At 70.4% G+C, this 21,471-nt stretch carries 19 protein-coding genes and 2 tRNA genes; 12 read left to right on the top strand and 9 right to left on the bottom strand.

What is annotated here, in order from left to right; genetic code table 11:
• A partial coding sequence (locus tag ROTAS13_RS05745; RefSeq protein ID WP_075821789.1) for a glycosyltransferase occupies positions 1 to 767 on the bottom strand: 767 nt, incomplete at its 3' end.
• 119 nt (positions 768 to 886) lie between these two features.
• Between ROTAS13_RS05745 and ROTAS13_RS05740 the strand changes: the two genes are divergently transcribed.
• Complete coding sequence (locus ROTAS13_RS05740; RefSeq protein ID WP_058389418.1) at positions 887 to 2,035, top strand: fumarylacetoacetate hydrolase family protein; 1,149 nt, start codon at positions 887 to 889, stop codon at positions 2,033 to 2,035.
• Positions 2,032 to 2,796, top strand: coding sequence for a carboxylesterase (locus ROTAS13_RS05735; RefSeq protein ID WP_019461432.1), 765 nt, complete (start codon positions 2,032 to 2,034; stop codon positions 2,794 to 2,796). Before ROTAS13_RS05740 ends, ROTAS13_RS05735 begins: the two co-directional genes overlap by 4 nt.
• Before the next feature lie 15 nt (positions 2,797 to 2,811).
• On the opposite strand, the gene ROTAS13_RS05730 is transcribed toward ROTAS13_RS05735, so the two are convergent.
• Positions 2,812 to 3,732 carry an NAD(P)-dependent oxidoreductase gene (locus tag ROTAS13_RS05730; RefSeq protein WP_075821788.1) on the bottom strand — a complete coding sequence of 307 codons (921 nt, stop codon included), beginning with the start codon at positions 3,730 to 3,732 and terminating at the stop codon, positions 2,812 to 2,814.
• 133 nt (positions 3,733 to 3,865) lie between these two features.
• Here ROTAS13_RS05730 and ROTAS13_RS05725 point away from each other — a divergent pair, with 133 nt between their 5' ends.
• A complete protein-coding gene (locus tag ROTAS13_RS05725; RefSeq protein WP_019461430.1) occupies positions 3,866 to 4,702 on the top strand; it encodes a tetratricopeptide repeat protein in 837 nt (278 codons plus the stop codon).
• Position 4,703: 1 nt separating this feature from the next.
• Here ROTAS13_RS05725 and ROTAS13_RS05720 read toward each other — a convergent pair whose 3' ends face one another.
• The 5 genes from ROTAS13_RS05720 to ROTAS13_RS05700 all read right to left on the bottom strand — a co-directional run bounded on the left by ROTAS13_RS05720 (position 4,704) and on the right by ROTAS13_RS05700 (position 13,585).
• A complete protein-coding gene (locus ROTAS13_RS05720) occupies positions 4,704 to 5,501 on the bottom strand; it encodes an SDR family NAD(P)-dependent oxidoreductase (RefSeq protein WP_075821787.1) in 798 nt (265 codons plus the stop codon).
• Positions 5,502 to 5,611: 110 nt separating this feature from the next.
• Positions 5,612 to 6,280, bottom strand: a complete 669-nt coding sequence (locus ROTAS13_RS05715) for a glutathione S-transferase family protein (protein ID WP_075821786.1) — start codon at positions 6,278 to 6,280, stop codon at positions 5,612 to 5,614.
• Positions 6,281 to 6,445: 165 nt separating this feature from the next.
• On the bottom strand, positions 6,446 to 10,987 hold the full coding sequence (gene gltB / locus ROTAS13_RS05710; protein WP_099781550.1) for a glutamate synthase large subunit: 4,542 nt from the start codon (positions 10,985 to 10,987) through the stop codon (positions 6,446 to 6,448).
• Between the two features lie 23 nt (positions 10,988 to 11,010).
• A complete protein-coding gene (locus ROTAS13_RS05705) occupies positions 11,011 to 12,450 on the bottom strand; it encodes an NAD(P)-dependent oxidoreductase (protein ID WP_019461426.1) in 1,440 nt (479 codons plus the stop codon).
• Positions 12,451 to 12,658: 208 nt separating this feature from the next.
• Positions 12,659 to 13,585, bottom strand: coding sequence for a complex I NDUFA9 subunit family protein (locus ROTAS13_RS05700; RefSeq protein WP_075821785.1), 927 nt, complete (start codon positions 13,583 to 13,585; stop codon positions 12,659 to 12,661).
• A 165-nt stretch (positions 13,586 to 13,750) separates the two neighbouring features.
• Between ROTAS13_RS05700 and ROTAS13_RS05695 the strand changes: the two genes are divergently transcribed.
• The 9 genes from ROTAS13_RS05695 to hpf all read left to right on the top strand — a co-directional run bounded on the left by ROTAS13_RS05695 (position 13,751) and on the right by hpf (position 20,253).
• Positions 13,751 to 13,837, top strand: a tRNA-Leu gene (locus tag ROTAS13_RS05695).
• Between the two features lie 65 nt (positions 13,838 to 13,902).
• Positions 13,903 to 13,989: transfer RNA gene (locus ROTAS13_RS05690), tRNA-Leu, on the top strand.
• A gap of 147 nt (positions 13,990 to 14,136) precedes the next feature.
• On the top strand, positions 14,137 to 14,790 hold the full coding sequence (locus tag ROTAS13_RS05685; protein ID WP_075821784.1) for a ribonuclease D: 654 nt from the start codon (positions 14,137 to 14,139) through the stop codon (positions 14,788 to 14,790).
• Positions 14,791 to 14,888: 98 nt separating this feature from the next.
• Positions 14,889 to 15,875: an SIS domain-containing protein gene (locus ROTAS13_RS05680; RefSeq protein WP_026033247.1), complete on the top strand. Its 987-nt coding sequence runs from the start codon at positions 14,889 to 14,891 to the stop codon at positions 15,873 to 15,875.
• 68 nt (positions 15,876 to 15,943) lie between these two features.
• Complete coding sequence (gene lptC, locus ROTAS13_RS05675) at positions 15,944 to 16,570, top strand: LPS export ABC transporter periplasmic protein LptC (protein WP_019461422.1); 627 nt, start codon at positions 15,944 to 15,946, stop codon at positions 16,568 to 16,570.
• Entirely contained in the window at positions 16,567 to 17,628 is a 1,062-nt protein-coding gene (locus ROTAS13_RS05670) for an LptA/OstA family protein (RefSeq protein WP_075821783.1), read from the top strand. Before lptC ends, ROTAS13_RS05670 begins: the two co-directional genes overlap by 4 nt.
• A complete protein-coding gene (gene lptB, locus ROTAS13_RS05665; RefSeq protein ID WP_019461420.1) occupies positions 17,625 to 18,398 on the top strand; it encodes an LPS export ABC transporter ATP-binding protein in 774 nt (257 codons plus the stop codon). Before ROTAS13_RS05670 ends, lptB begins: the two co-directional genes overlap by 4 nt.
• Positions 18,398 to 19,846, top strand: a complete 1,449-nt coding sequence (gene rpoN, locus ROTAS13_RS05660; RefSeq protein WP_019461419.1) for an RNA polymerase factor sigma-54 — start codon at positions 18,398 to 18,400, stop codon at positions 19,844 to 19,846. Before lptB ends, rpoN begins: the two co-directional genes overlap by 1 nt.
• Positions 19,847 to 19,905: 59 nt before the next feature.
• On the top strand, positions 19,906 to 20,253 hold the full coding sequence (gene hpf, locus ROTAS13_RS05655; RefSeq protein WP_237719376.1) for a ribosome hibernation-promoting factor, HPF/YfiA family: 348 nt from the start codon (positions 19,906 to 19,908) through the stop codon (positions 20,251 to 20,253).
• A 249-nt stretch (positions 20,254 to 20,502) separates the two neighbouring features.
• On the opposite strand, the gene ROTAS13_RS05650 is transcribed toward hpf, so the two are convergent.
• Positions 20,503 to 20,736: a DUF1150 family protein gene (locus ROTAS13_RS05650; RefSeq protein ID WP_075821782.1), complete on the bottom strand. Its 234-nt coding sequence runs from the start codon at positions 20,734 to 20,736 to the stop codon at positions 20,503 to 20,505.
• A 139-nt stretch (positions 20,737 to 20,875) separates the two neighbouring features.
• Entirely contained in the window at positions 20,876 to 21,313 is a 438-nt protein-coding gene (locus ROTAS13_RS05645) for an Hsp20 family protein (RefSeq protein WP_019461416.1), read from the bottom strand.
• Positions 21,314 to 21,471: the final 158 nt, after the last annotated feature.

Here is a 21,471-nt window from a genome sequence, read left to right as displayed (position 1 = left end):
GGCAGCAGCAGGCGGTCGCCGAGGCCCAGCGTGGCGGCGTCGCGCTCCAGCTCGGCGCGGTAGTCGCCCTCGCCCACCAGGATGCCGGTGGGCCCGTCCTCGCCGAGCCGCGACAAGGCGGTGAGGAAGGTGCCCTGCCCTTTCCAGCGGCTGAGGCGGCCGGGCAGCATCACCACCGGCTGCCGTTCCGGCACGCCCCAGGCGGCGCGCAGCGCGGCGATGCGTTCCGGTGGGATGGCGTCGGGATCGAAGGCGGAGACATCCACCCCGCGCGGGATCAGCCGCAGCCGGTCCGGGCCGATGCCATGGCGCCGGCGGATCACCTCGGCCACGTGCTCGCTGATGGCGATCACCCGGTCGCCGCGCACCATGACCGAGTTGTAGAGGCGCTTGCCGGGGAAATCCTCGCTGTAGACGCCGTGATAGGTGGTAACGAAGCGCACCCCCGTCCGCCGCGCCGCCCAGAAGGCCGACCAAGCCGGGAAGCGGGAGCGCGCATGCACGATCCGCACCCCCTCCGCCCGGATCAGCCGCGCCAGCGCCCCGGCATTGGCCACCAGCGCGGCGGGGGATTTCCGGTCCAGCGGCAGGGTGACGTGGCGGCCGCCCACCGCCTCCACCTCGCGCGCCATCGCGCCGCCGGCGGAGGCCACCAGGGCACGGTAGCCGGCCCGGGCGATGGCCTGGGCGATCTCCACCGTGCCGCGCTCCACGCCGCCGGAATGCAGCGCGGGCAGGACCTGGAGGATGGCGGGGGGAGTGGGCATCGTGCCGCCGCTGTAATGCCTAATCGGCGGGCTTGGAACCGTCCGGCGCCGGCCCGCCCGCTTGGCGGCCCCCTGCCTCGCCTCTACAGTCCTGAAAAGACGGGAGAGGAACCGCACCCATGCAGGCAGCCACCATGCAGGCAGCCCTGCCGCAGGACTGGCGCGAGGGCCATTTCGCCCTGCGGCTCGACACGCCGGCGGGGCCGGTCGCCGTCGCACTGCGCCAGGGGCGGGCCTATGACATGACCCCCGCCTTCGGCACGGTCAGCGCCTGGCTGAACGAGGCCGACCCCCTCGGCGCCATCGAGGCGCGGGGCGAGCCCCTGGCGCTGGACCCGGAGGCGGCGCTGGCGGAGGGCCGGTTCCTGGCCCCGGTGGACCTGCAGGCGATCAAGGCCTGCGGCGTGACCTATGTGCGCTCCATGCTGGAACGGGTGATCGAGGAGCGCTGCCGCGGCGATGCCTCCCGCGCCGAGGCGGTGCGGGCCGAGGTGCGCGGCATCATCGGCGAGGACCTCGCCGCCCTGGTGCCGGGCAGCGAGGAGGCGATGCGGCTGAAGGAGGCGCTCGTCGCCAAGGGCTGGTGGAGCCAGTACCTGGAGGTTGGCATCGGGCCGGATGCCGAGGTCTTCACCAAGTGCCAGCCCCTGGCGGCGGTCGGCCCCGCCGCGCCGATCGGCGTGCATCCCGCCTCCGCCTGGTCGAACCCGGAGCCGGAGGCGGTGCTCTGCGTCAACGCGCGGGGCGAGATCCTGGGCGCCACCCTGGGCAACGACGTGAACCTGCGCGACATCGAGGGGCGTTCGGCGCTGCTGCTCGGCCGGGCCAAGGACAACAACGCCGCCACGGCCCTCGGCCCGGCGATCCGCCTCTTCGATTCCGGCTTCACGCTGGAGGATGTCCGCCGCGCGGAGATCGCGCTGCGAATCGAGGGCGAGGACGGCTTCGTGCTGGACGAGGCCGGTGGGGTCGGCGCGATCAGCCGCGACCCGGCCGATCTCGTGGCCCAGGCGGCCAACGCGCACCACCAGTATCCGGACGGCTTCGTGCTCTTCCTCGGCACGCCCTTCTCGCCCGGCAAGGACCGCTCCACCCCCGGCGGCGGCTTCACCCATGTCCCGGGGGACAGGGTCCGCATCGCCTCCGGGCGGCTTGGCGCATTGTGCAACCAGGTGGCGCGGACGGACGGGTGCCCGCCCTGGCGCTTCGGCGCGGGTGCCCTGTTCCGTTCCCTGGCCGCCCGTGGACTGCCGAGGACCGCATCATGATGGAAGAATTCGGCCGCCTCGACCGTGGCGACGGCGTGGAACTGGCCTGGGCGGCCCTGCGGGGCACGGGGCCGACGGTGGTCTTCCTGGGCGGCTACCGTTCCGACATGGAGGGCACCAAGGCGCTCTACCTGCGGGAGCGCTGCTCCGAGCGCGGGCAGGCCTTCCTGCGCCTGGACTATTCGGGCCATGGCAGCAGCGGCGGCCGCTTCGAGGACGGCACCATCACGCGCTGGACCGCCGACGCCGCGGCGGTGATCGATGCCCGCGCGCCGGAGGAGCCGCTGATCCTGGTGGGCTCCTCCATGGGCGGGTGGATCGCCCTGCTCCTGGCCAGGCTCTGGGGCGAGGAGCGCGTGCATGGCGTGCTGGGCATCGCCGCCGCGCCCGATTTCACCGAGGTGCTGATCCCGGACGAGCTGACCGAGGAGGACCGCCTCGCCCTGGCCCGCGACGGCGTGACCTACCGCCCCTCCGACTATGGCGACCCGATGCCCTTCACCGCCGCCCTGCTGGAGGACGGAAGGAACAACCTGCTGCTGGGGCGGCCCCTGGGCTACACCAACCCGGTGAAGCTCCTCCAGGGCATGCGGGATGCCGAAGTGCCCTGGCGCCACGCGCTGCGGATCGTGGAGGCGGTGGAAGGCCCCGCCGTGTCGCTCACGCTGGTGAAGGACGGCGACCACCGCCTGTCGCGCCCCGCCGATCTCGCCCTGCTCTGGCGCAGCCTGAACGGCCTGCTCCGGCCGGAGGGCACCTGACGGAGCTGGCCGCCGTCACGCTTCCGGGCCGTCACCCTGTTCCGCGAGGATCTGCCGCAGCCCCTCGCGATAGCTGGGATAGCGCCATTCCAGGCCCAGCGCCGCCTTGGTCCGCGCATTGGCCACGAGCCGGTGCTCCGACCAGAAGGACCTTGCCATGGGCGACATCCCCGCCCAGGCCTCATCGAAGGGGATGGCCGGCGGCGGCGGCAGGCCGAGCAGCCGGGCCGCCTCCTCCGCCACCAGCGCCGGTTCCGCCGGCCCGTCATCCACCAGGTGCAGCACCCTGGGAACGGTCTCCAGCGGGCCGCCGCCCCCCGGCGCCGGGGCCGGGCATGTCTCTATCGCGGCCAGCACCGCGCGGGCGATGTCGCCGCGGTGGATGCGGCCGAAGGCATGGCCAGGCCTGATCACCCGCCGTGCCTTTCCGGCGCGGACCTCGTCCAGCGCGCTGCGCCCGGGGCCGTAGATCCCACCCGTGCGGAACAGGTCGAGCCAGGCCCGCCCGGCCAGGGCCGCCTCCCAGGCCAGTTCCGCCTGCCGCCGCCGCCGGGAGCGCGGCTGCCCCGGCGCGGGCGGTGTCGCCTCGTCCACCCAGGCGCCGCCGCGATCGCCATAGACGCCCGTGGTGGAAAGATAGCCGACCCAGCGCAGCCCGGCCTCCAACCCGGCGCGGAGCGCTTCGCCATGCCGCGCCAGCACCGGGTCGCCTTCCTCGCCGGGCGGGATGGTGATCAGGAGATGCGTCGCGGCGGCGATCGCCGGGCCGGCGGAATCGAAGGGGATCGCCGGCACGCGCCCCGCCTCCGCTCCAGACGGGACGCGGCGATGGGTGCCCCGGACGGCGAGGCCGCGTGCCAGCGCGGCTTGCGCGATGGCCTCGCCGGCATAGCCCAGGCCCAGGATCAGCAGGTTCGGGGAAGAGTCGGATGCCATCGGGACGGCATGTGGCGTGCTCCCCTGCTGCTGGCTAGGTCCGCCCCGCCCCTGTTCCGCCCGCAGGACGTTGCCACAGAATCACGCTTTCGGGCGATGCCGCCCTTTCGTCATCTGTTCTAGAATGGAGGGGATGAGCCTGTCCCTCCGACCCGTGCTGATGGGCGCCTTTGCCGCCGCCCTCCTGGCCGCCCTGGCCGGAGGGGCCTGGCACTTCCTGCGCCGCCCGCCCGTCCCCCTGACGGAGGAGGTGCTGCCCCTCCCGCCCGAATCGCCGCGCCTGGACGACAGCCCGGAATATCTTCGCTGCCTGGACCAGATCCCCGACGATCCGCAGGGGGCGCTGGCCTTCGCCGAGGCATGGCAGGACCGCGCCGGGACGAGCAACGGGTCGCGCCATTGCCAGGCCCTGGCCCTGCTGGCCCTGGGCGATGGCGAGAGGGCCGGCCCCCGTCTGGAGGCGCTGGCCGGGCAGACCGGGTTCAACAACACCGCCCGCGCCGTGCTCTATGGGCAGGCGGGGCAGGCCTGGATGGCCATCGGCGATGCCAGCCGCGCCTATGCCGCCACGACCCTGGGCCTCGCCCTGGCTCCGGACAGCGCCGACCTGCTGGTGGACCGCGCCCTGGCCTCCGGCAGCCTCGGACGCTACGCCGATTCCCTGGCCGATGCCACGCGGGCCACGGAGCTGGACCCGGACCGCCCGGATGCCTGGGTCTTTCGCGCCGCCGCCCTGCGCCATCTCGACCTGCCGCAGGAGGCTCTCCACGCCATCGACCGGGCGCTGACCATCGAGTCCGACAATGCCGAGGCACTCCTGGAACGCGGCATCCTGCGGCAGTTGAACGGGGACCTGGAGGGTGCGCGGGAAGACTGGGAGAGCGTGATCCAATCCGCCCCGGACAGTGCGGCCGCCGATCTGGCGCAGCAGAACCTGGCGCTCAGCGAGGCGGGCCCGAAGCGGCGCTAGCTCAGGTCGAGACCGTGGCGACCGAGCCGCCATCCACCCGGTAGTTCGCGCCGTTCACGAAGCTGGCGAGGTCGGAGCAGAGGAAGGCGATGGCGGCCGCGACCTCCTCCGGCCTGCCGCGGCGCGCGAGTTCCAGGGTGGGGCGCTCCTCCTTGAGGAAGCTCTGCACAGCCTCCTCGAAGGAGGTGCCGTTCTTCTTGGCCCGCTTCTCCATCATGGCATCGGTCATCGGTGTCTCGATATAGGCGGGGGAGACGCTGTTCACGAGGACACCCTGCTTGGCATAGGTCTTCGAGAGCCCCTTGGTGAGGTTCAGGATCGCCGCCTTGGCCGCGCAATAGGGCAGTTCGTCGGCATAGGGCTGCACCGCATCCTCGGAGCCGATCAGCACCACCCGGCCCCAGCCCCGCTCCGCCATGGCGGGGATGAAGGCCCGGCAGACCCGCACCGCCGCCATGAAATCGACCTCCAGCGCCAGGCGCCAGTCCTCGTCACCGAGTTCGTGGAAGATGCCTGTCGGGCCGGTGATGCCGGCGGCGTTCACCAGGATGTCCACGGCCCCGAAACGCTCCCGCGCGCCCTTTGCCAGGGCCTCCACCTGTTCCGGCTTCGTCAGGTCGGCGGCGATGGCGAGGACCTCGCCGGACAGCCCCGCCGCGGCCTTTTCCAGCGAGGCGGCGTCCTTGTCGGACAGCACGACCTTCGCCCCGTCCCGGAGCAGGAAGCGCGCCGTTTCCAGCCCGATGCCGGAATCGCCGCCGGTGACGACCGCGACACGATCCTTGATCCCGAGTTCCATCGTGCCGCCACCTTCCGCCTTGTGCGGAAGGCAAGACGTCCGGCGGCGGGGCCGGTTGCCCCTGCCGCCGGCGCTGTCACGGGGTTTTCAGCGCGGGCGGCCGGCGCCGCTCAGAAATCCAGGTCGTCGTAATGTTCCGGTGGCGCCACGCCGCTGATCCGCTCGGCCAGGATCGGGCGGAAGGACGGGCGCGACTTGATGCGCGCGTACCAGTCCTTGGCGGCGTCGGAGAGCGTCCAGTCCACGTCGCCGATGTAGTCCAGCGCCGAGAGTTGCGCGGCCGCCGTCAGGTCCGCCAGCGACAGGCTGCTGCCCGCCAGCCAGCTCCGCGTCTCGGCCAGCCAGCCAAGATATTCCAGGTGGCCCTTGATGTTGGCGTAGCCGGCGCGCAGGGCGGGCCCGTCCGGGTTGCCCCGCTGCAGCATGCGCTTGAACTGCTTCTCGTAGAGCAGGTTGCGCGTCACCTCGTCGTTGAACTTGCCGTCGAACCAGGCGACCAGCCGGCGCACCTCGGCGCGTTCGGCATGGGTGCGGCCGAGCAGCGGGGTCTCGGGATAGGCCTCGTCCAGGTACTCGCAGATCACATAGGAATCCGCGAGGACCAGCCCGTTCTCCTCCTCCAGCACCGGCACCATGCCGGCGGGGTTGAGGTCGAGGAATTCCGGCCGGCGTTCCCAGACGCGCTCCAGCCGCAGCTCGAAGGGAATCCGCTTCTCCGCCAGGGCCAGTCGGACCTTGCGGCAATGGGGCGAGAGGGGAAGGTGATACAGGACGCGCACGACGCTGCCATTACGGCAGGAGGGCGGCGGCGCCAACCGTCTAAACAGAGTTTTACCGTTGTTGATTCGGGCGGCCTTGCCGCCCGCGGCCAGGGCATGAAGGCGGCATGACGGGGCGGACATGATCCGCCCCGCCAGGACTCCCCGGACCGCGGTTCCGGCGGCCTATTCGGCCGCCGCCGCGACCTCACGCATCGGGCGCGACAGGAGCTTCGCGTAATCCTTCGGCACGATGTGCCAGAAGGCGTTCCGCTCCACCGCCCAGTCGTTGAGCAGCCGCGCCGCGAGGCGCGAGCCGGTCTCCCTGGCGTGGCGCGCGATGGTTTCGCGCAGCACGCCTTCCCAATGGGCCGACTCCAGCCGCCCCCAGAGCAGCGTCTCCGGGTTCAGGCGGCGCTCGAAAGTGGCATCCGCATCCCAGACGAAGGCCATGCCGCCGGTGAAGCCCGCGCCGAAATTGTCGCCCACGGGCCCGAGGATCACCACCGTGCCGCCGGTCATGTACTCGCAGCCATTGGCGCCGACACCCTCGACCACCGTGGTGGCGCCGGAATTGCGGACGGCGAAGCGCTCGCCCGCCTGACCCGCGGCATAGAGCTCGCCCGCCGTCGCGCCGTAGAGGCAGGTGTTCCCGACGATGCTGTTCTCGTGCCAGACGAGGTTCACGTTGTTGCCCGGCCGCACCACGATGGTGCCGCCCGACAGCCCCTTGCCGACATAGTCGTTGGCGTCGCCGCGAACCTCCAGCTTCAGCCCCTGCACCGCGAAGGCGCCGAGCGACTGGCCGGCGGAACCGCGCAGCCGCACCGTCAGGTGCCCCGGCTGCAGCCCGGTCATGCCGAACTGCCGCACGATGCACGAGGAGGTCTTGGTGCCGATGGCGCGGTGCGTGTTCCGGATGTTGTACTGGAGCTGCATCTTCTCGCCACGCTCGAAGAGCGGCATCGCGTCGCGGATCATGTCCGCGTCCAGCGTTTCCGGCACATCGTTGCGGCCCTCGATGGTGCAATAGGGCTTCTCGCCGCCGGAATCGGCCTTCACCAGCAGCGGGTTCAGGTCGAGGTCGTCGAGGTCCTCGGCGCCGCGCGAGACCTGCTTCAGCAGGTCGGTGCGGCCGATCACCTCCTCCAGCTTGCGGAAGCCGAGCGAGGCCAGGATCTCGCGCACCTCCTCCGCGATGAAGGAGAAGAGGTTGATCACCTTCTCCGGCGTGCCGGTGAACTTCTCCCGCAGCGCCTCGTCCTGCGTGCAGACGCCGACCGGACAGGTGTTGCTGTGGCACTGCCGCACCATGATGCAGCCCATGGCCACGAGGCTCGCCGTGCCGATGCCGAACTCCTCGGCGCCCAGCATGGCGGCCATCACCACGTCGCGCCCGGTCTTGAGCCCGCCATCGGTGCGCAGCTTCACCCGGTGGCGCAGCCGGTTGAGCTGGAGCACCTGGTGCGTCTCGGTCAGCCCCATCTCCCAAGGCAGGCCGGCATACTTGATCGAGGTGACCGGCGAGGCCCCGGTGCCGCCGGAATGGCCGGAGACCAGGATCGCATCCGCCTTGGCCTTGGCCACGCCCGCCGCGATGGTGCCGATGCCCGAACGCGCCACCAGCTTCACGCAGACCGAGGCATCCGGGTTGATCTGCTTCAGGTCGTAGATGAGCTGCGCCAGATCCTCGATCGAGTAGATGTCGTGGTGCGGCGGCGGGGAGATCAGCGTCACGCCCGGCGTGGAATGCCGCAGCCTGCCGATCAGCTCCGTCACCTTGAAGCCCGGGAGCTGCCCGCCCTCGCCCGGCTTGGCGCCCTGGGCCACCTTGATCTCGATCTCGCGGCAGTTGTTCAGGTATTCCGCCGTGACGCCGAAGCGCCCGGAGGCCACCTGCTTGATCGCCGAGGAGGCGTTGTCGCCATTGGCGCGCGGCCTGGCGCGGGAGGCGTCCTCGCCGCCCTCCCCGCTGTCGGAGCGCGCCCCGATGCGGTTCATGGCGATGGAGAGCGTCTCGTGCGCCTCCAGGCTCAGCGCACCGAGGGAGATGCCGGGCGCCAGCAGGCGCTTGCGGATCTCGGTGACGCTCTCGACCTCCTCCAGCGCGACCGGCTTCGCGACATCGGTGCGGAAGTCCAGCAGGTCGCGCAGCGCGACCGGCGGCAGGCGCCGCACCGCCTCGCTGTAGCGCTTGAAGGTCTGGTAGTTCTCCGTGTCCACTGCCTTCTGCAAGGTGTGGATCAGGGAGCCGTCGAAGGCATGGGCCTCGCCCCGGCGGCGCAGCTTGTAGAGCCCGCCCACCGGCAGCGTCACCGCATCGGCGTTCCAGGCTGTCCTGTGCAGCGCCAGGATGCGCCGGGCGATGCCGGACAGGCCGATGCCCGAGATGCGCGACTGCATGCCGGGGAAGAATTCCGCCACCAGCGAGCGCGACAGCCCGATGGCCTCGAAGTTCATGCCGCCGCGGTAGGAGGAGAGCACGCCGATGCCCATCTTGGACATGATCTTCAGCAGGCCCTTGTCCACCGCCTTGCGGTAGCGTGCCACGCAGTCGGTCAGGCTGAGCTCGCCCAGCAGGCCGCGGCGGTGCCGGTCGGCGATGCTGTCCTGCGCCAGATAGGCGTTCACCGTGGTGGCGCCGGCGCCGATCAGCACGGCGAAGTTGTGCACGTCCACGCATTCGGCCGAGCGCACGTTCAGCGAGCAGAAGGTCCGCAGCGAGTTGCGCACCAGATGCGTGTGCACCGCGCCGACCGCCAGGATCATCGGGATCACGCAGCGGTCCGGCCCCTGGGCCTCGTCGGTCAGGATCACATGGGCGCAGCCGGAGCGCACGCCCTCCTCCGCCTCGCGCCGGATGCGGTCGATGGCGTGGCGCAGGCCCGCCTCCCCTTCCGCCGCCGGGAAGGTGCAGTCCACCGAGGTGGCACTGGTGCCCATATAGGCCCGCATCGCGTCGAACTCGGCATTGGACAGCACGGGGCTGTCCAGCATCAGCATGTCGAGCTGGGTCGGATCCTCGTCGAGGATGTTGCCCAGGTTGCCGAGGCGCGTCTTGATCGTCATCACCCGCGTTTCGCGCAGGCTGTCGATCGGCGGGTTGGTGACCTGCGAGAAGGTTTGCCGGAAGTAGTGGTGCAGGCCGCGATACTGCTGCGACAGCACCGCCACGGGCGTGTCGTCGCCCATCGAGCCGATCGCCTCGGCGGCATCCTCCACCATCGGGTGCAGGATCTGCTCCAGCTCCTCCAGCGTGTAGCCGACCGAGAGCTGGCGGCGGCGCAGCGCCTCCACCGGCGGGGCCTCGGGCTCATGCTGGTCGGCGCGCACGATGCCGTCGATGCGGGTGGTGCGGCTGACCCACTCGCCGAAGGGCTTGCGGGCGGCCAGCATGTCCTTCATCTCGGCATCGCTGAAGAACCTCGCATGGTCGAGATCGACGCCGATGCACTGGCCGGGGCCGACGCGGCCCTTGGCCATCACCCGGTCGTCGGGGATCTTCACCATGCCCGTCTCGGAGCCGACGAAGAGCAGCTTGTCCGATGTCACCGTGTAGCGCAGCGGGCGCAGCCCGTTGCGGTCCAGCCCGGCCACCACCCAGCGCCCGTCCGTGCCGCAGACCGCGGCCGGCCCGTCCCAGGGCTCCATCACCGCGTTGCAGTAGAGGAACAGGTCGCGATGCGCCTCCGGCATGGTGGCGTTGCTGCTGACGCTTTCGGGGATCAGCATGGACTTCACCATCGGCGCGTCGCGCCCGGCCCGGACCAGCAGCTCGAAGACGTTGTCGAGCGTCGCCGTGTCGGAACCGCCGGCCTGCACGACCGGCTTGATGTCCTCCATGTACGGGTCGAGCAGCGGATGGGCGAGCCGCGTCTCGTGGCTCTTCATCCAGTTGATGTTGCCGTGGACGGTGTTGATCTCGCCGTTGTGCGCGATCATGCGGAAGGGCTGCGCCAGCCGCCAGGTCGGGAAGGTGTTGGTGGAGTAGCGCTGGTGGAAGATGGCGAAGCGCGAGACGAAGCGCTCGTCCAGCAGGTCCGGGTAGAACTGCGTCAGGCTCTCCGCCAGGAACATGCCCTTGTAGATCAGCGAGCGGCATGAGAGCGAGCACAGGTACAGCTCCGGCACCTGGGCCGCGATGGCCTGCTTCTCGATGCGGCGGCGGATCACGTAGAGGTCGCGCTCCATCAGCGCTGGCTCGCGGTTCTCCGGGTCCCAGATCAGGATCTGCTCGATCTCGGGGCGCGTCGCATTGGCCTTCTCGCCGATGCAGGAGACGTCGATCGGCACCTGCCGCCAGCCATAGATGTTGTAGCCGGCGTTCAGGATCTCGACCTCGACGATCTGGCGGCAGCGTTCCTGCGCGCCGAAATCCGTCTTGGGCAGGAAGACCATGCCGACGCCGATCGGCCCCGGGCGCAGCCGGTCGCCGCCCCGCTCCACCGCCTCGGCGAAGAAGTCCTGCGGGATCTCGATATGGATGCCGGCGCCGTCGCCGGTCTTGCCGTCCGCATCCACCGCGCCGCGGTGCCAGACGGCGCGCAGCGCGTCGATGCCGGCCTGCACCACCTCCCGCCGCGCCACGCCGTCCAGCGCGGCGACCATGCCGACGCCGCAGGCGTCGTGCTCGGTGACATCGACATGCGCCGCCTGCGTCAGGCGCGCGGCCTCCACCGGATAGGCGGCGGCGAAGGCGGAGCCGCTCTCGATCATCTTCTCGCTCATCGTCCCGATCCCTTCCCCGCCCCTCACTCCGCCGCCTGGGCGACGGCCGACTGCTTCTCGTGCCAGTGCTCGATCCGGTCGGCGGCGTCGCGCCCGTCGCGGATGCCCCAGACCACCAGGCTGGCGCCGCGCACGATGTCGCCCGCGGCGAAGACGCCGGGGATGCTGGTCATCATCGTGCGGTGGTCCACCTGCAGCGTGCCCCAGCGGGACACGCGCAGCCCGGGCTCGCCGAACATCTCCGGCAGGTCTTCCGGGTCGAAGCCCAGTGCCTTGATCACCAGGTCCGCCGGCTCGGTGTACTCGCTGCCCGGGATGGGCTCGACCTGCTGGCGGCCGGTGGCCTCGGGCAGGCCCAGATGCATGCGCACCGCCTGCACGCCGGTCACCGTGCCGGCCTCGCCCAGGAAGAACTTCGGCGCGGCGAGCCAGGAGAAGCGCACGCCCTCCTCCTCGGCATTCTTCACCTCGCGCATCGAGCCCGGCATGTTCGCCTTGTCGCGGCGGTAGAGGCAGGTGACCGAGGCGGCGCCCTGGCGGATGGAGGTGCGGACGCAGTCCATGGCGGTGTCGCCGCCGCCGATCACCACCACCCGCTTGCCAGCGGCGTTCAGCGCGCCGCTGTCGAATTCCGGCACCGCATCGCCCAGCCCCTGGCGGTTGGAGGCGATCAGGAAGTCCAGCGCCCGCACCACGCCGTTCAGGTCGTTGCCCGGCACCTCCACGTCGCGCGCCCGGTACACGCCGGTGGCGATCAGGATCGCGTCGTGGCGGTCGCGCAGTTCCGCCAGCGAGGCGTCGCGGCCGATCTCGAAGCCCAGCTCGAAGCGGATGCCGGCCTCCTCGAACAGTTTCCAGCGGCGGAGGATGACCTCCTTCTCCAGCTTGAAGTTCGGGATGCCGTAGATCATCAGCCCGCCGACCCGGTCGTGCCGGTCATAGACGGTGACCTGCCAGCCGCGGCGGCGCATCCGCTCGGCGGCCGCGAGGCCGGCCGGGCCGGCGCCGACGATGCCGACCGAGCGTTCCGTTTCCCGCGCCGGGACTGGCGGCTTCACCCAGCCCTTCTCCCAGGCGGTGTCGGTGATGTAGCGCTCCACCGCGCCGATCGTGACGGACTCGAAGCCCTTCTCGATGACGCAGTTGCCTTCGCAGAGCCGGTCCTGCGGGCAGACGCGGCCGCAGACCTCGGGGAAGGTGTTGGTGGCGGCGGAAACCTCGTAGGCCTCCTCCAGCCGGTTCTCCGCCGTCAGCTTCAGCCAGTCGGGGATGTTGTTGTTCAGCGGGCAATGCACGGAACAGAAGGGCACGCCGCACTGGGAGCAGCGGCTGGATTGCTGCGAAGCGCGCTCCGGATCGAAATCCGCGTAGATCTCGCCGAAATCCCGACGCCGCTCGGCGGCATCGCGCTTTTCGGGCTGCCTTTGCTGCAGGCGCACGAACTGAAGCATGCGTTCGGCCATCGTTGATCCCTCTGCAAGCGGCCGGGCGTCGGACCGGATCATTAAAGGAGGTTTGGCAAGCCTATGGCACGCTCGTCGCGTCTGTGCGAGTGCAAAAAAGGCCAGTAGGTCAGCCTGTCTGACCCAATAATGTGGAATCTTTATTGAAAGTAATTATCAATCTCTTTGAATGCCGGAAACTATGTCCGATTCGGTCGTTTTGCGGAAATCAGCCCTTCTGCCGGTGGCGCGAGAGGTAGGATGGCAGGATCGCTTCCAGCGGATGCGGTACCACCCCGAGTTCCACCAGCCCCGGACAGTGCCCCGACACGATATTGTCGTGCCGCAGAAGCAACAACTGGTCCTCCGTCAATGGCGGGTTGGGCAGGTGGCCCAGGATCTTCGCCTGCAGCTTCGCGATCCCGGCCGGGATCTCCACCACGGGGCGGCGGCGGCCCAGCATCTCCAGCATCTGCTCCATCAGTGACTGGAAGCTGGCCACGCGCGGGCCGCCGAGCTCGTAGGTCTGTCCCGGCGCATCGGGCCGCGTCACCGCCGCTTCGACGGCCGCGGCCACGTCCCCGACATAGACGGGTTGGAACCGCGTCCGCGCGCCTACCAGCGGCAGGATGGGCAGCAGCCGGCTCATCGCGGCGAAGCGGTTGAAGAACGCGTCCTCCGCCCCGAAGACGATCGAGGGCCGCAGGATCGTCGCCCGCGGAAAGGCCGCCCGTACCGCCGCCTCCCCTTCCGCCTTGGAGCGGGCATAGGCGCTGGCGCTGTTGGGGTCCGCCCCGATGGCCGAGACCTGTACCAGCCGGGACACGCCCGCCGCCGCGCTCAGCCGCGCGATCCGCCCGGCCGCCTCCGCATGCACGCGCCGGAAATCCCCGGCCCGGCGTTCCGCCAGGATGCCGATCAGGTTCACCACCACCTCGGCACCCGTGACGGCGCGCGCCACGGCGGCATCGTCGGACAGCGGGACGGACAGGGGCACGACCTGCCCCACCCGGCCCTGCACCATCTGCCGCCGGGCACGGTCGGGATGCCGGCTGGGAATCCGCACCACATAGTCGAGTTGCGCCAGGCGCTGGACGACATGCCGCCCGATGAAACCCGTCCCGCCGAACACCGTGGCCACCCGTCGCGTCGTCATGCCGGCTCCTTCTTGTTTGCGCTCCTTAAGAGAGATGGAACGCCCCGGGCGGAGGCAAGGACGGGCTCCGCGCGGCAGGCTCCCGGGAGGGTGCCGAAAGCGTCCTTCCCCCGCTTGACGGCATGGTCACGGGACCGTAAGAGCGGCGCCACACCGCACCGAATTGCCCAGGTGGCGGAATTGGTAGACGCGCTGGCTTCAGGTGCCAGTGACCGCAAGGTTGTGAAGGTTCGAGTCCTTTCCTGGGCACCATGGTTGCTGACCCGCCGGATCGAAGATCCGGTTCCGGCGGGAGACTGAGAGGATCGAGGTCACCTGCCCAGGTGGCGGAATTGGTAGACGCGCTGGCTTCAGGTGCCAGTGACCGCAAGGTTGTGAAGGTTCGAGTCCTTTCCTGGGCACCACGTCTCCCGCCCGATCCAGCCCCCTCCCCCATGCCGCGGCAACGCCGCCCCAGCCCGTACGGTTCCGCTCGCCACGGGCCGGCTCTTCCTCCAGGCTGCCGGACGAACGCGCCGGCCGGAATCCGACTGCCGCCGAGGCCCGCACCCATGGTAAACACCATCTTCATGTCCGACCGCCGGATCCACCTGCACCGGCACGACCTGCCGCCCGACCTCGACCTCGGGCCCGTGGTGGCGGTGGATACGGAGACGATGGGCCTCGACCCCCGGCGCGACCGCCTCTGCCTGGTGCAGCTCTCCGCCGGGGACGGCTCGGCCCATTGCGTGCAGATCGTTCCCGAAGCCCTGGGCGGCCGGGGCGGCGACTGCCCCAACCTGCGTGCCCTGCTGGCCGACCCGGCGCGAATCAAGCTGTTCCACTTCGCCCGCTTCGATGTCGCCATCCTCCAGGCCGCGCTAGGGGTGGAGGTCGCGCCGGTGCGCTGCACCAAGATCGCCTCCCGCCTCGTCCGCACCTTCACCGACCGCCACGGGCTCAAGGAACTGTGCCGGGAGCTGCTGGGGGTGGAGATCTCGAAGCAGCAGCAGTCCAGCGACTGGGGGGCGGCGGAACTCAGCACGGAGCAGTTGCAGTACGCTGCCTCGGATGTGCTGTACCTGCACGCCTTGTGGGCGCGGCTGGAGGCCCTGCTGATCCGTGAGGGGCGCCTGGACCTGGCGGAGGCCTGCTTCCGCTTTCTGCCCACCCGGGGGCGGCTGGACCTGATGGGCTATGCGGAGCCCGATATCTTCGCGCACTGAGGAGCGGCGTCCAGTCCGGCGACGGCGACTGGCACGATTCTTGATGCGGAAAGTGACTCCGCGTTGACCGCTTGGCGCCGGGGCACCATAACGGGCCGGTGAACGCCTCTTTCCAAGATCCGGACCTCGCCGCGGGACGCCGCGTGCTGGAGATCGAGGCGGCGGGCCTTTCCGCCCTCGCCTCGTCGCTCGACCAACGTTTCCGCGATGCCGTCGCCCTGCTCGCCCGCACCACGGGCCGCGTGGTGGTGACGGGCATGGGCAAGTCCGGCCATGTCGGGCGCAAGATCGCCGCGACCTTCGCCTCCACCGGCACGCCCAGCCAGTTCGTGCATCCGGCCGAGGCCTCGCACGGAGATCTGGGCATGGTCGTGGCCGGGGATTCGGTGCTCGCCATCTCCAATGGCGGGGAAACCGCCGAGCTGTCCGACGTGCTGGCCCATAGCCGCCGCTTCGGCCTGCCGCTGATCGCCATCACAGGCCGGGCCGAAAGCACCCTGGCCCGGACCGCCGATGTCGCGCTGGTCCTCCCGCCGGTGCCGGAGGCCTGCCCGCTCGGCCTCGCCCCCACCACCTCCACCACGCTGCAGCTCGCCCTGGGCGACGCGCTCGCGGTGGCGCTGCTGGAACGGCGGGGCTTCACCGCCGCCGACTTCCGCGTCTTCCACCCCGGCGGCAAGCTGGGCGCCCAGCTTCGCCGGGTGCGGGAGGTGATGCACCCGGACATGCCCCTGGCCCCGCCCGGCCTGCCGATGCGCCAGGCGCTGGTGGACATGACCGCCAAGCGCTTCGGCTGCCTGGGCATTGTCGAGGACGGCCGCCTGGTCGGGATCATCACCGATGGCGACCTGCGCCGCGCCCTGGATGCCAAGGCGGAGGACGCCCATCCCGGCAGCCTGCTGGACCGCACCGCCGCCGAGGTGATGACCCGCGGCCCGCGCACCATCGGGCCGGATGCCCTGGCGGCCGAGGCGCTGCGGATCATGAACGAGCGCAGCATCACCAGCCTCTTCGTGGTGGAGCCGGACGGCCGCCCCGGCGGCATCCTGCACATCCACGACCTGCTGCGGCTGGGGGTCGCTTGAGCGGCGCCGCCGGCAAGCCCAAGCCCCCGCCGCCCGTCCCGGGGGGCGGGGAGCGGGAGGCTCACGACATGCTGCTGCCCTCCCGGGCCCGTCGCCACTACTCGCGCGGCGCCATGCTGCGCCGGCGCTGGTCGGTGCGGGCGGCGAAGTTCCTGCTGCCGCTCGGCGCGCTGTCGTTGCTGGCGGCCATCGCCCTGTGGCCGGAGATCGACCGCACCACCGACCAGGCGCGCCTGTCCTTCCGCCGCATCGCGCAGAACGCCGCCGACACGATCCGCGTGGTGCAGCCGCGCTACCAGGGCGTCGATTCGCAGAACCGGCCCTTCAACGTCACCGCCGCCGACGCCACCCAGACCGCGCAGGACGCGCCGATCATGCTGGAGAAGCCGCGCGCCGACCTGATGCTGAGCGGCGGCGGATGGGTGCTGCTCGAATCCGACAGCGGCCGCTACGACAAGGCCAAGGACCTTCTGGACCTCTGGGGGAACGTGACTCTCTGGAACGACAACGGCACGACCCTGAAGACCGAGGTCGCGCATATCCAGCTCAAGCTCGGCGAGGCCGCAGGAGACCGCCCCGTGGCGGCGCAGGGCTCCTTCGGCACGCTGACCGGCGACGGGTTCATCCTCAAGGACAAGGGGGCGGACATCACCTTCACCGGCAACACCCACGCCATGCTGGAGGGCAACCAGTGACCCCCCTGCCTCCCATCGCCGCACGGCGCCCGCGCCGGGCCGGCCTGCCGTCATCCCTCGCCCTCGCGGCCCTGCTCGGGGGCATGCTCGGGGGCTTGGCTTCGCCTGGCGCCCGGGCGCAGCCGGTGGACATGACCAAGGGCGGCCCGGTCGAGGTCACCTCCACCAACGGCATCGAATGGCGGCAGGCGGAGCAGGTCGTCATCGCCACCGGCAATGCCAAGGCGGTGCGCGACGGCGTGACGCTCACGGCGGACCGGCTGGTCGCGCGCTACCGCAACCGCGCGGGACAGGCGAATGGCGACGGCGCCGCGCCCGCCCCGGCGGCGGAGCCCGGCGGCGACAGCCCGGCCTCCAACGGCGAGATCTGGCGGCTGGAGGCCGAGGGCAACGTCCATATCGAGACGGAGACCGACCACGCCCAGGGCGACCGCGGCGTCTATGACATGGACCAGGCGGTCATGGTCCTCACCGGCCGCAACCTGCGCCTGACCACGCCGGACGACACCATCACCGCCCGCGACAGCCTGGAATACTGGCCGCAGAAGCGCATGGCGGTGGCGCGCGGCGCGGCGAGCGTGGTGACCAGCGACAACCGCCGCATCGCCGCCGACACGCTGGTCGGCTATTTCCTGGAGCAGGCGCCCGCCGCCACTCCCGCCGCCGCCCCGGCCCGCGCCGCGCCGCAAGGGGGCAACCGGGGCGCCGCCCAGCCGCGCCGGGCACCGGGCGAGGGCTCGAAGCTCGACCGCGTGGAGGTCTTCGGCAATGTCGAGATCCGCACGGAACAGGAGGTCGTGCGCGGCGACCGTGGCGTGTACAGCCCCGTCACCGGCATCGCCCGCCTGCTCGGCAACGTCCGCATCACGCGCGGACAGAACCAGCTGAACGGGTCGGAAGCGATCGTGGACATGCGCAGCGGCCTCGCCCGCCTCGTTTCCGCGCCCGGTGCCCGGGTCCAGGGCCTTGTGGTGCCCCAGTCCGGCGACCAGCCGGGGGGGCAGGGGAACACCCAGGGCGGTGCCCAGCCCGGACAGCCGCAGGGACGTGGACGATGAGCGCGGCGCGGATGGACAACAGCGAGGGGTTGCGACTGGTGCCGGATCAGGGTGGGCTGGTCGCGAAGGGCCTGGGCAAGCGCTACAAGAAGCGCCCTGTGGTGCGCGGCGTCTCGATCAACCTCAAGCGTGGCGAGGCGGTGGGGCTGCTGGGACCGAACGGCGCCGGCAAGACCACGACCTTCTACATGATGACCGGGCTGGTGCGGCCGGACGAGGGGCAGGTCTTCCTCGACGGCCATGACGTGACGCTGCTGCCGATGTACCGGCGGGCGCGGCTCGGCCTGGGCTACCTGCCGCAGGAGGCCTCGATCTTCCGCGGCCTGTCGGTGGAGGACAACATCCGCGCGGCGCTGGAGGTGGTGGAGCCCAAGCGCGACCGGCGCGAGGAGATGCTCGATGCGCTGCTGGCGGAATTCGGCATCTCCCACCTGCGCCGCGCCCCCGCGCTGGCGCTGTCGGGCGGCGAGCGGCGGCGCTGCGAGATCGCCCGCGCGCTGGCCACGCATCCCGACTACATCCTGCTGGACGAGCCGCTGGCCGGCATCGACCCGATCGCGGTGGGCGAGATCCGCGACCTCGTGAAGCACCTGAAGGATCGCGGGATCGGCGTGCTGATCACCGACCACAACGTGCGCGAGACGCTGGAGATCATCGACCGCGCCTACATCCTGCATGACGGGCAGGTGCTGATGGAAGGCAGCCCGCGCGACATCGTCGAGCATGAGGGCGTGCGCCGCGTCTATCTCGGAGAGCGCTTCAGCCTCTGATGAGCTTCTCCCTCGGCCCACGTCTGGACCTGCGGCACTCCCAGTCCCTGGTGATGACGCCGCAGCTTCGCCAGGCGATCAAGCTGCTGCAGTCCTCCAATCTCGAGGTCGTGGCCTTTGTCGAGGAGGAGCTGGAGCGCAACCCGCTGCTGGAGCGGGACGAGACGGAATCCGCGCCGGCGCCGGAACCCGAGGCGGCCGTGCCGCCGGTGGATTTCCCGTCCGCCACGGCGGATGTGCATATCGACCTGCACGACACGCAGAATCTCTACGAGGCCACGGAGTTGCCGGGGCCGGTGCGCGGCCAGGCGTCCGGCTTCGAGGATGACGAGCGCAGCATCGACGAGTTGGCGCGCGAACACCCGCGTTCGCTGCGGGAGGAGCTGGCGGAGCAGGCGCGGCTGACCTTCGGCGATGCGGCGGAGCGGTTGATCGCCGGGCAGCTCATCGCGCTGCTCGACCCTGCCGGGCGGATGCTGGCCGCCGACGCCGCCATCGCCGCGGCGATGGGCTGCGCCGAGGAGACGGTGGCCATGGTGCGCCGCCGCATGCAGCGCTTCGAGCCGGTCGGACTCTTCTGCCACAGCCTCGCGGAATGCCTCGCGGCGCAGCTCGCGGAGAAGAACCGGCTCGATCCTGCGATGCAGGCGCTGCTGGACAACCTGGAACTGCTGGCACGGCGCGACCTGGGCGCGCTGATCCGGGTCTGCGGCGTCGATGCCGCCGATCTCGCCGAGATGGTCGCGGAGATCCGCCGCCTCGATCCCAAGCCCGGTGCCGCCTATGACGACACCCCGGCCCCCACCCTGGTACCGGATGTGCTGATGCGCCGTGCACCAGACGAAGGCTGGGTGCTGGAGCTGAATCCCGAGACCCTGCCACGCATCCTCGTCAACCGCGGCTTCCACGCCCAGGCCCATACCGCCGCCCGCAACAGGGAGGAACGCGCCTATCTGGCGGAGCGGCTGCAGAGCGCCAACTGGCTGGTGAAGTCGCTGGAGCAGCGGGCCAACACCATCCTGAAGGTCGCGGCCGAGATCGTGCGGCGGCAGGACGCCTTCTTCCGCCACGGCATCACGCATCTCCGCCCCCTGATCCTGCGCGACGTTGCGGAGGCGGTGGAGATGCACGAGAGCACCGTCTCCCGCGTCACCGCCAACAAGTACATCGCGACGCCGCGCGGCAGCTTCGAGCTGAAGTTCTTCTTCACCACCGCGATTGCCGGCACCGCCGGGGAAACCTTTTCGGCCGAGGCGATCCGCCACCGCATCCGCGGCATGATCGATGCGGAGCATCCGGAGGAGATCCTTTCCGATGACGCGATCGTGGACCGGCTGCGTGCGGAAGGGGTGGACATCGCCCGCAGAACCGTGGCCAAATACCGGGACGCGTTGCGCATACCCAGTTCGGTGCAACGCAAGCGGGAAAAGGCCGTCCCGGCCTTCTGAACGCGCCGGGACGGGTCCTCCTGCGACAAGCAGAGGAGGTTTGCTCCGAAATGCACATCATGGTTTCTGGGAAGCAGGTCGAAACCGGGGATGCCCTGAAGGTTCATGTGGCCGAGGGGCTGGAAGTCATCGCCCGCAAGTATTCGGACCGTGCCCTTGAGGCAAACGTCACCTTCAGCAAGGATCGCAGCTTCTTCGTCTGCGACATCAACCTCCATGCCGGCCGTGGCCTTTCCGTGCAGGCCGAGGGCGAGGGCACGGATGCCCATCGCGCTTTCCAGGACGCCGCCACCAAGATGGCCAAGCGTCTGCGCCGCCACCGCCGCCGCGTGAACGAACACGCGCGTTGCCAGGCGGCGGAGCGCAAGCCGGAACCCGGCGCCACGGATGCCGTCGCGCTCGTCTGAGCGCCAGACCACATCCGATAAAAACAATCACACAGAAAAGCGTTCAGGCGGGGCTTCTTCGGAAGCCCCTATTTTTGTGCGGCGCATCGCGTGATGCTGGTACAGCGGCCCACCATGAAGACAAAGAAAAGGCGGAACGCCGGGGGCGCTCCGCCTTGCTGAGCCTTCGCCGGCCAGCGGCCGCCATCAAGAAGGGAGGCCCCATCGCCGCGCCACCTCATGGCAGCGGAGGCGTCTGGCGTTTCAGGTTCAGTGGACCAGGACCGGTTCCATCTCGTTCTGGATGATGGCGGCGATCGCGAGATCAGCGTTCGGGGCGGCGCCGATCGGCGTGCCGTCGGCGGAATGAATGGCCACCGCCTTCACCCCATCCACCACGACCGGGCGGATATAGGCGATCTGTTCGCGGCCGAAGCTGGCCCAGTCGGCGGGGGACAGGCCCTTCAGGACCATGGTTTCGCGGGCTTCGCGAGATTCGTTCATGGCAACACTCCTGGGCGCTTCCCTGACTTTTCTGGCGAAGCGGCCCTCTGCTGGTGGCCTGATCTCCCAACGCGGGGGAACCGCGAGGGTTCAGCACATCGCTGCAGGCCTGTGTCGGACGCGTCCCGGTTCGGCGGGATCAGTCCTGGTCGGACGCCACAGGCCGCCCGGCGCCGTTGATGCGGATCGTCCTCACCCGGGTTTCCGGCTGGGGGCGGCGCAGATCGACGTGGAGCAACCCGTTGTCGAGCCAGGCGCCCTCGACCTCGATCCCTTCGGCCAGCACGAAGGCGCGCTGGAACTGCCGGGATGCGATGCCGCGATGGAGGAAGATGCGCCCCTCTCCCTCCTCCTTCTGGCGCCCCCGGATGACGAGCTGGTTGTCCTCCTGGGTGATCTGGAGATCCTCCATGGAGAAGCCGGCCACGGCCAGGGTGATCCGCAGCCTTTCGGCGGCGGTCTGCTCGATGTTGTAGGGAGGATAGCCCTCGGCGTTCTTCTGCACCCGGTCGAGCATCTGCTCGAGATGGTCGAAGCCGAGAAACAGCGGCGATCCGAAGACGGACGAACGGGACACGGTTTGGTGCCTCCTCGTGGATGAGCGAGACGCGCGGAGCCGGCCCGAAGCACCGGCCCGCGATGCACAATGTCGTGCGTCCGCTCCCCGCTTGCAAGGCGGGCCGCCCAGATCCTTGTCCCGCCTTGCCCGGCCCCGCCGGGGCGGACGCCGGGGAG

Source organism: Roseomonas sp. TAS13 (assembly GCF_001950415.1).
Taxonomy (GTDB): domain Bacteria; phylum Pseudomonadota; class Alphaproteobacteria; order Acetobacterales; family Acetobacteraceae; genus Roseomonas; species Roseomonas mucosa.
The sequence above is the reverse complement of the archived record's forward strand: the minus strand, read 5'-3'. Positions and strand labels throughout refer to the sequence as shown.

What these genes read in the sequence shown, in the direction of transcription:
- ROTAS13_RS05740 (WP_058389418.1), top strand. Translation starts at nt 887, where the DNA reads ATGCAGGCAGCCACCATGCAGGCAGCCCTGCCGCAGGACTGGCGCGAG.
- ROTAS13_RS05735 (WP_019461432.1), top strand. Translation starts at nt 2,032, where the DNA reads ATGATGGAAGAATTCGGCCGCCTCGACCGTGGCGACGGCGTGGAACTG.
- ROTAS13_RS05730 (WP_075821788.1), bottom strand. Translation starts at nt 3,732, where the DNA reads ATGGCATCCGACTCTTCCCCGAACCTGCTGATCCTGGGCCTGGGCTAT.
- ROTAS13_RS05725 (WP_019461430.1), top strand. Translation starts at nt 3,866, where the DNA reads ATGAGCCTGTCCCTCCGACCCGTGCTGATGGGCGCCTTTGCCGCCGCC.
- ROTAS13_RS05720 (WP_075821787.1), bottom strand. Translation starts at nt 5,501, where the DNA reads ATGGAACTCGGGATCAAGGATCGTGTCGCGGTCGTCACCGGCGGCGAT.
- gltB (WP_099781550.1), bottom strand. Translation starts at nt 10,987, where the DNA reads ATGAGCGAGAAGATGATCGAGAGCGGCTCCGCCTTCGCCGCCGCCTAT.
- ROTAS13_RS05705 (WP_019461426.1), bottom strand. Translation starts at nt 12,450, where the DNA reads ATGGCCGAACGCATGCTTCAGTTCGTGCGCCTGCAGCAAAGGCAGCCC.
- ROTAS13_RS05700 (WP_075821785.1), bottom strand. Translation starts at nt 13,585, where the DNA reads ATGACGACGCGACGGGTGGCCACGGTGTTCGGCGGGACGGGTTTCATC.
- ROTAS13_RS05685 (WP_075821784.1), top strand. Translation starts at nt 14,137, where the DNA reads ATGGTAAACACCATCTTCATGTCCGACCGCCGGATCCACCTGCACCGG.
- lptC (WP_019461422.1), top strand. Translation starts at nt 15,944, where the DNA reads ATGCTGCTGCCCTCCCGGGCCCGTCGCCACTACTCGCGCGGCGCCATG.
- lptB (WP_019461420.1), top strand. Translation starts at nt 17,625, where the DNA reads ATGAGCGCGGCGCGGATGGACAACAGCGAGGGGTTGCGACTGGTGCCG.
- rpoN (WP_019461419.1), top strand. Translation starts at nt 18,398, where the DNA reads ATGAGCTTCTCCCTCGGCCCACGTCTGGACCTGCGGCACTCCCAGTCC.
- hpf (WP_237719376.1), top strand. Translation starts at nt 19,906, where the DNA reads ATGGTTTCTGGGAAGCAGGTCGAAACCGGGGATGCCCTGAAGGTTCAT.
- ROTAS13_RS05650 (WP_075821782.1), bottom strand. Translation starts at nt 20,736, where the DNA reads ATGAACGAATCTCGCGAAGCCCGCGAAACCATGGTCCTGAAGGGCCTG.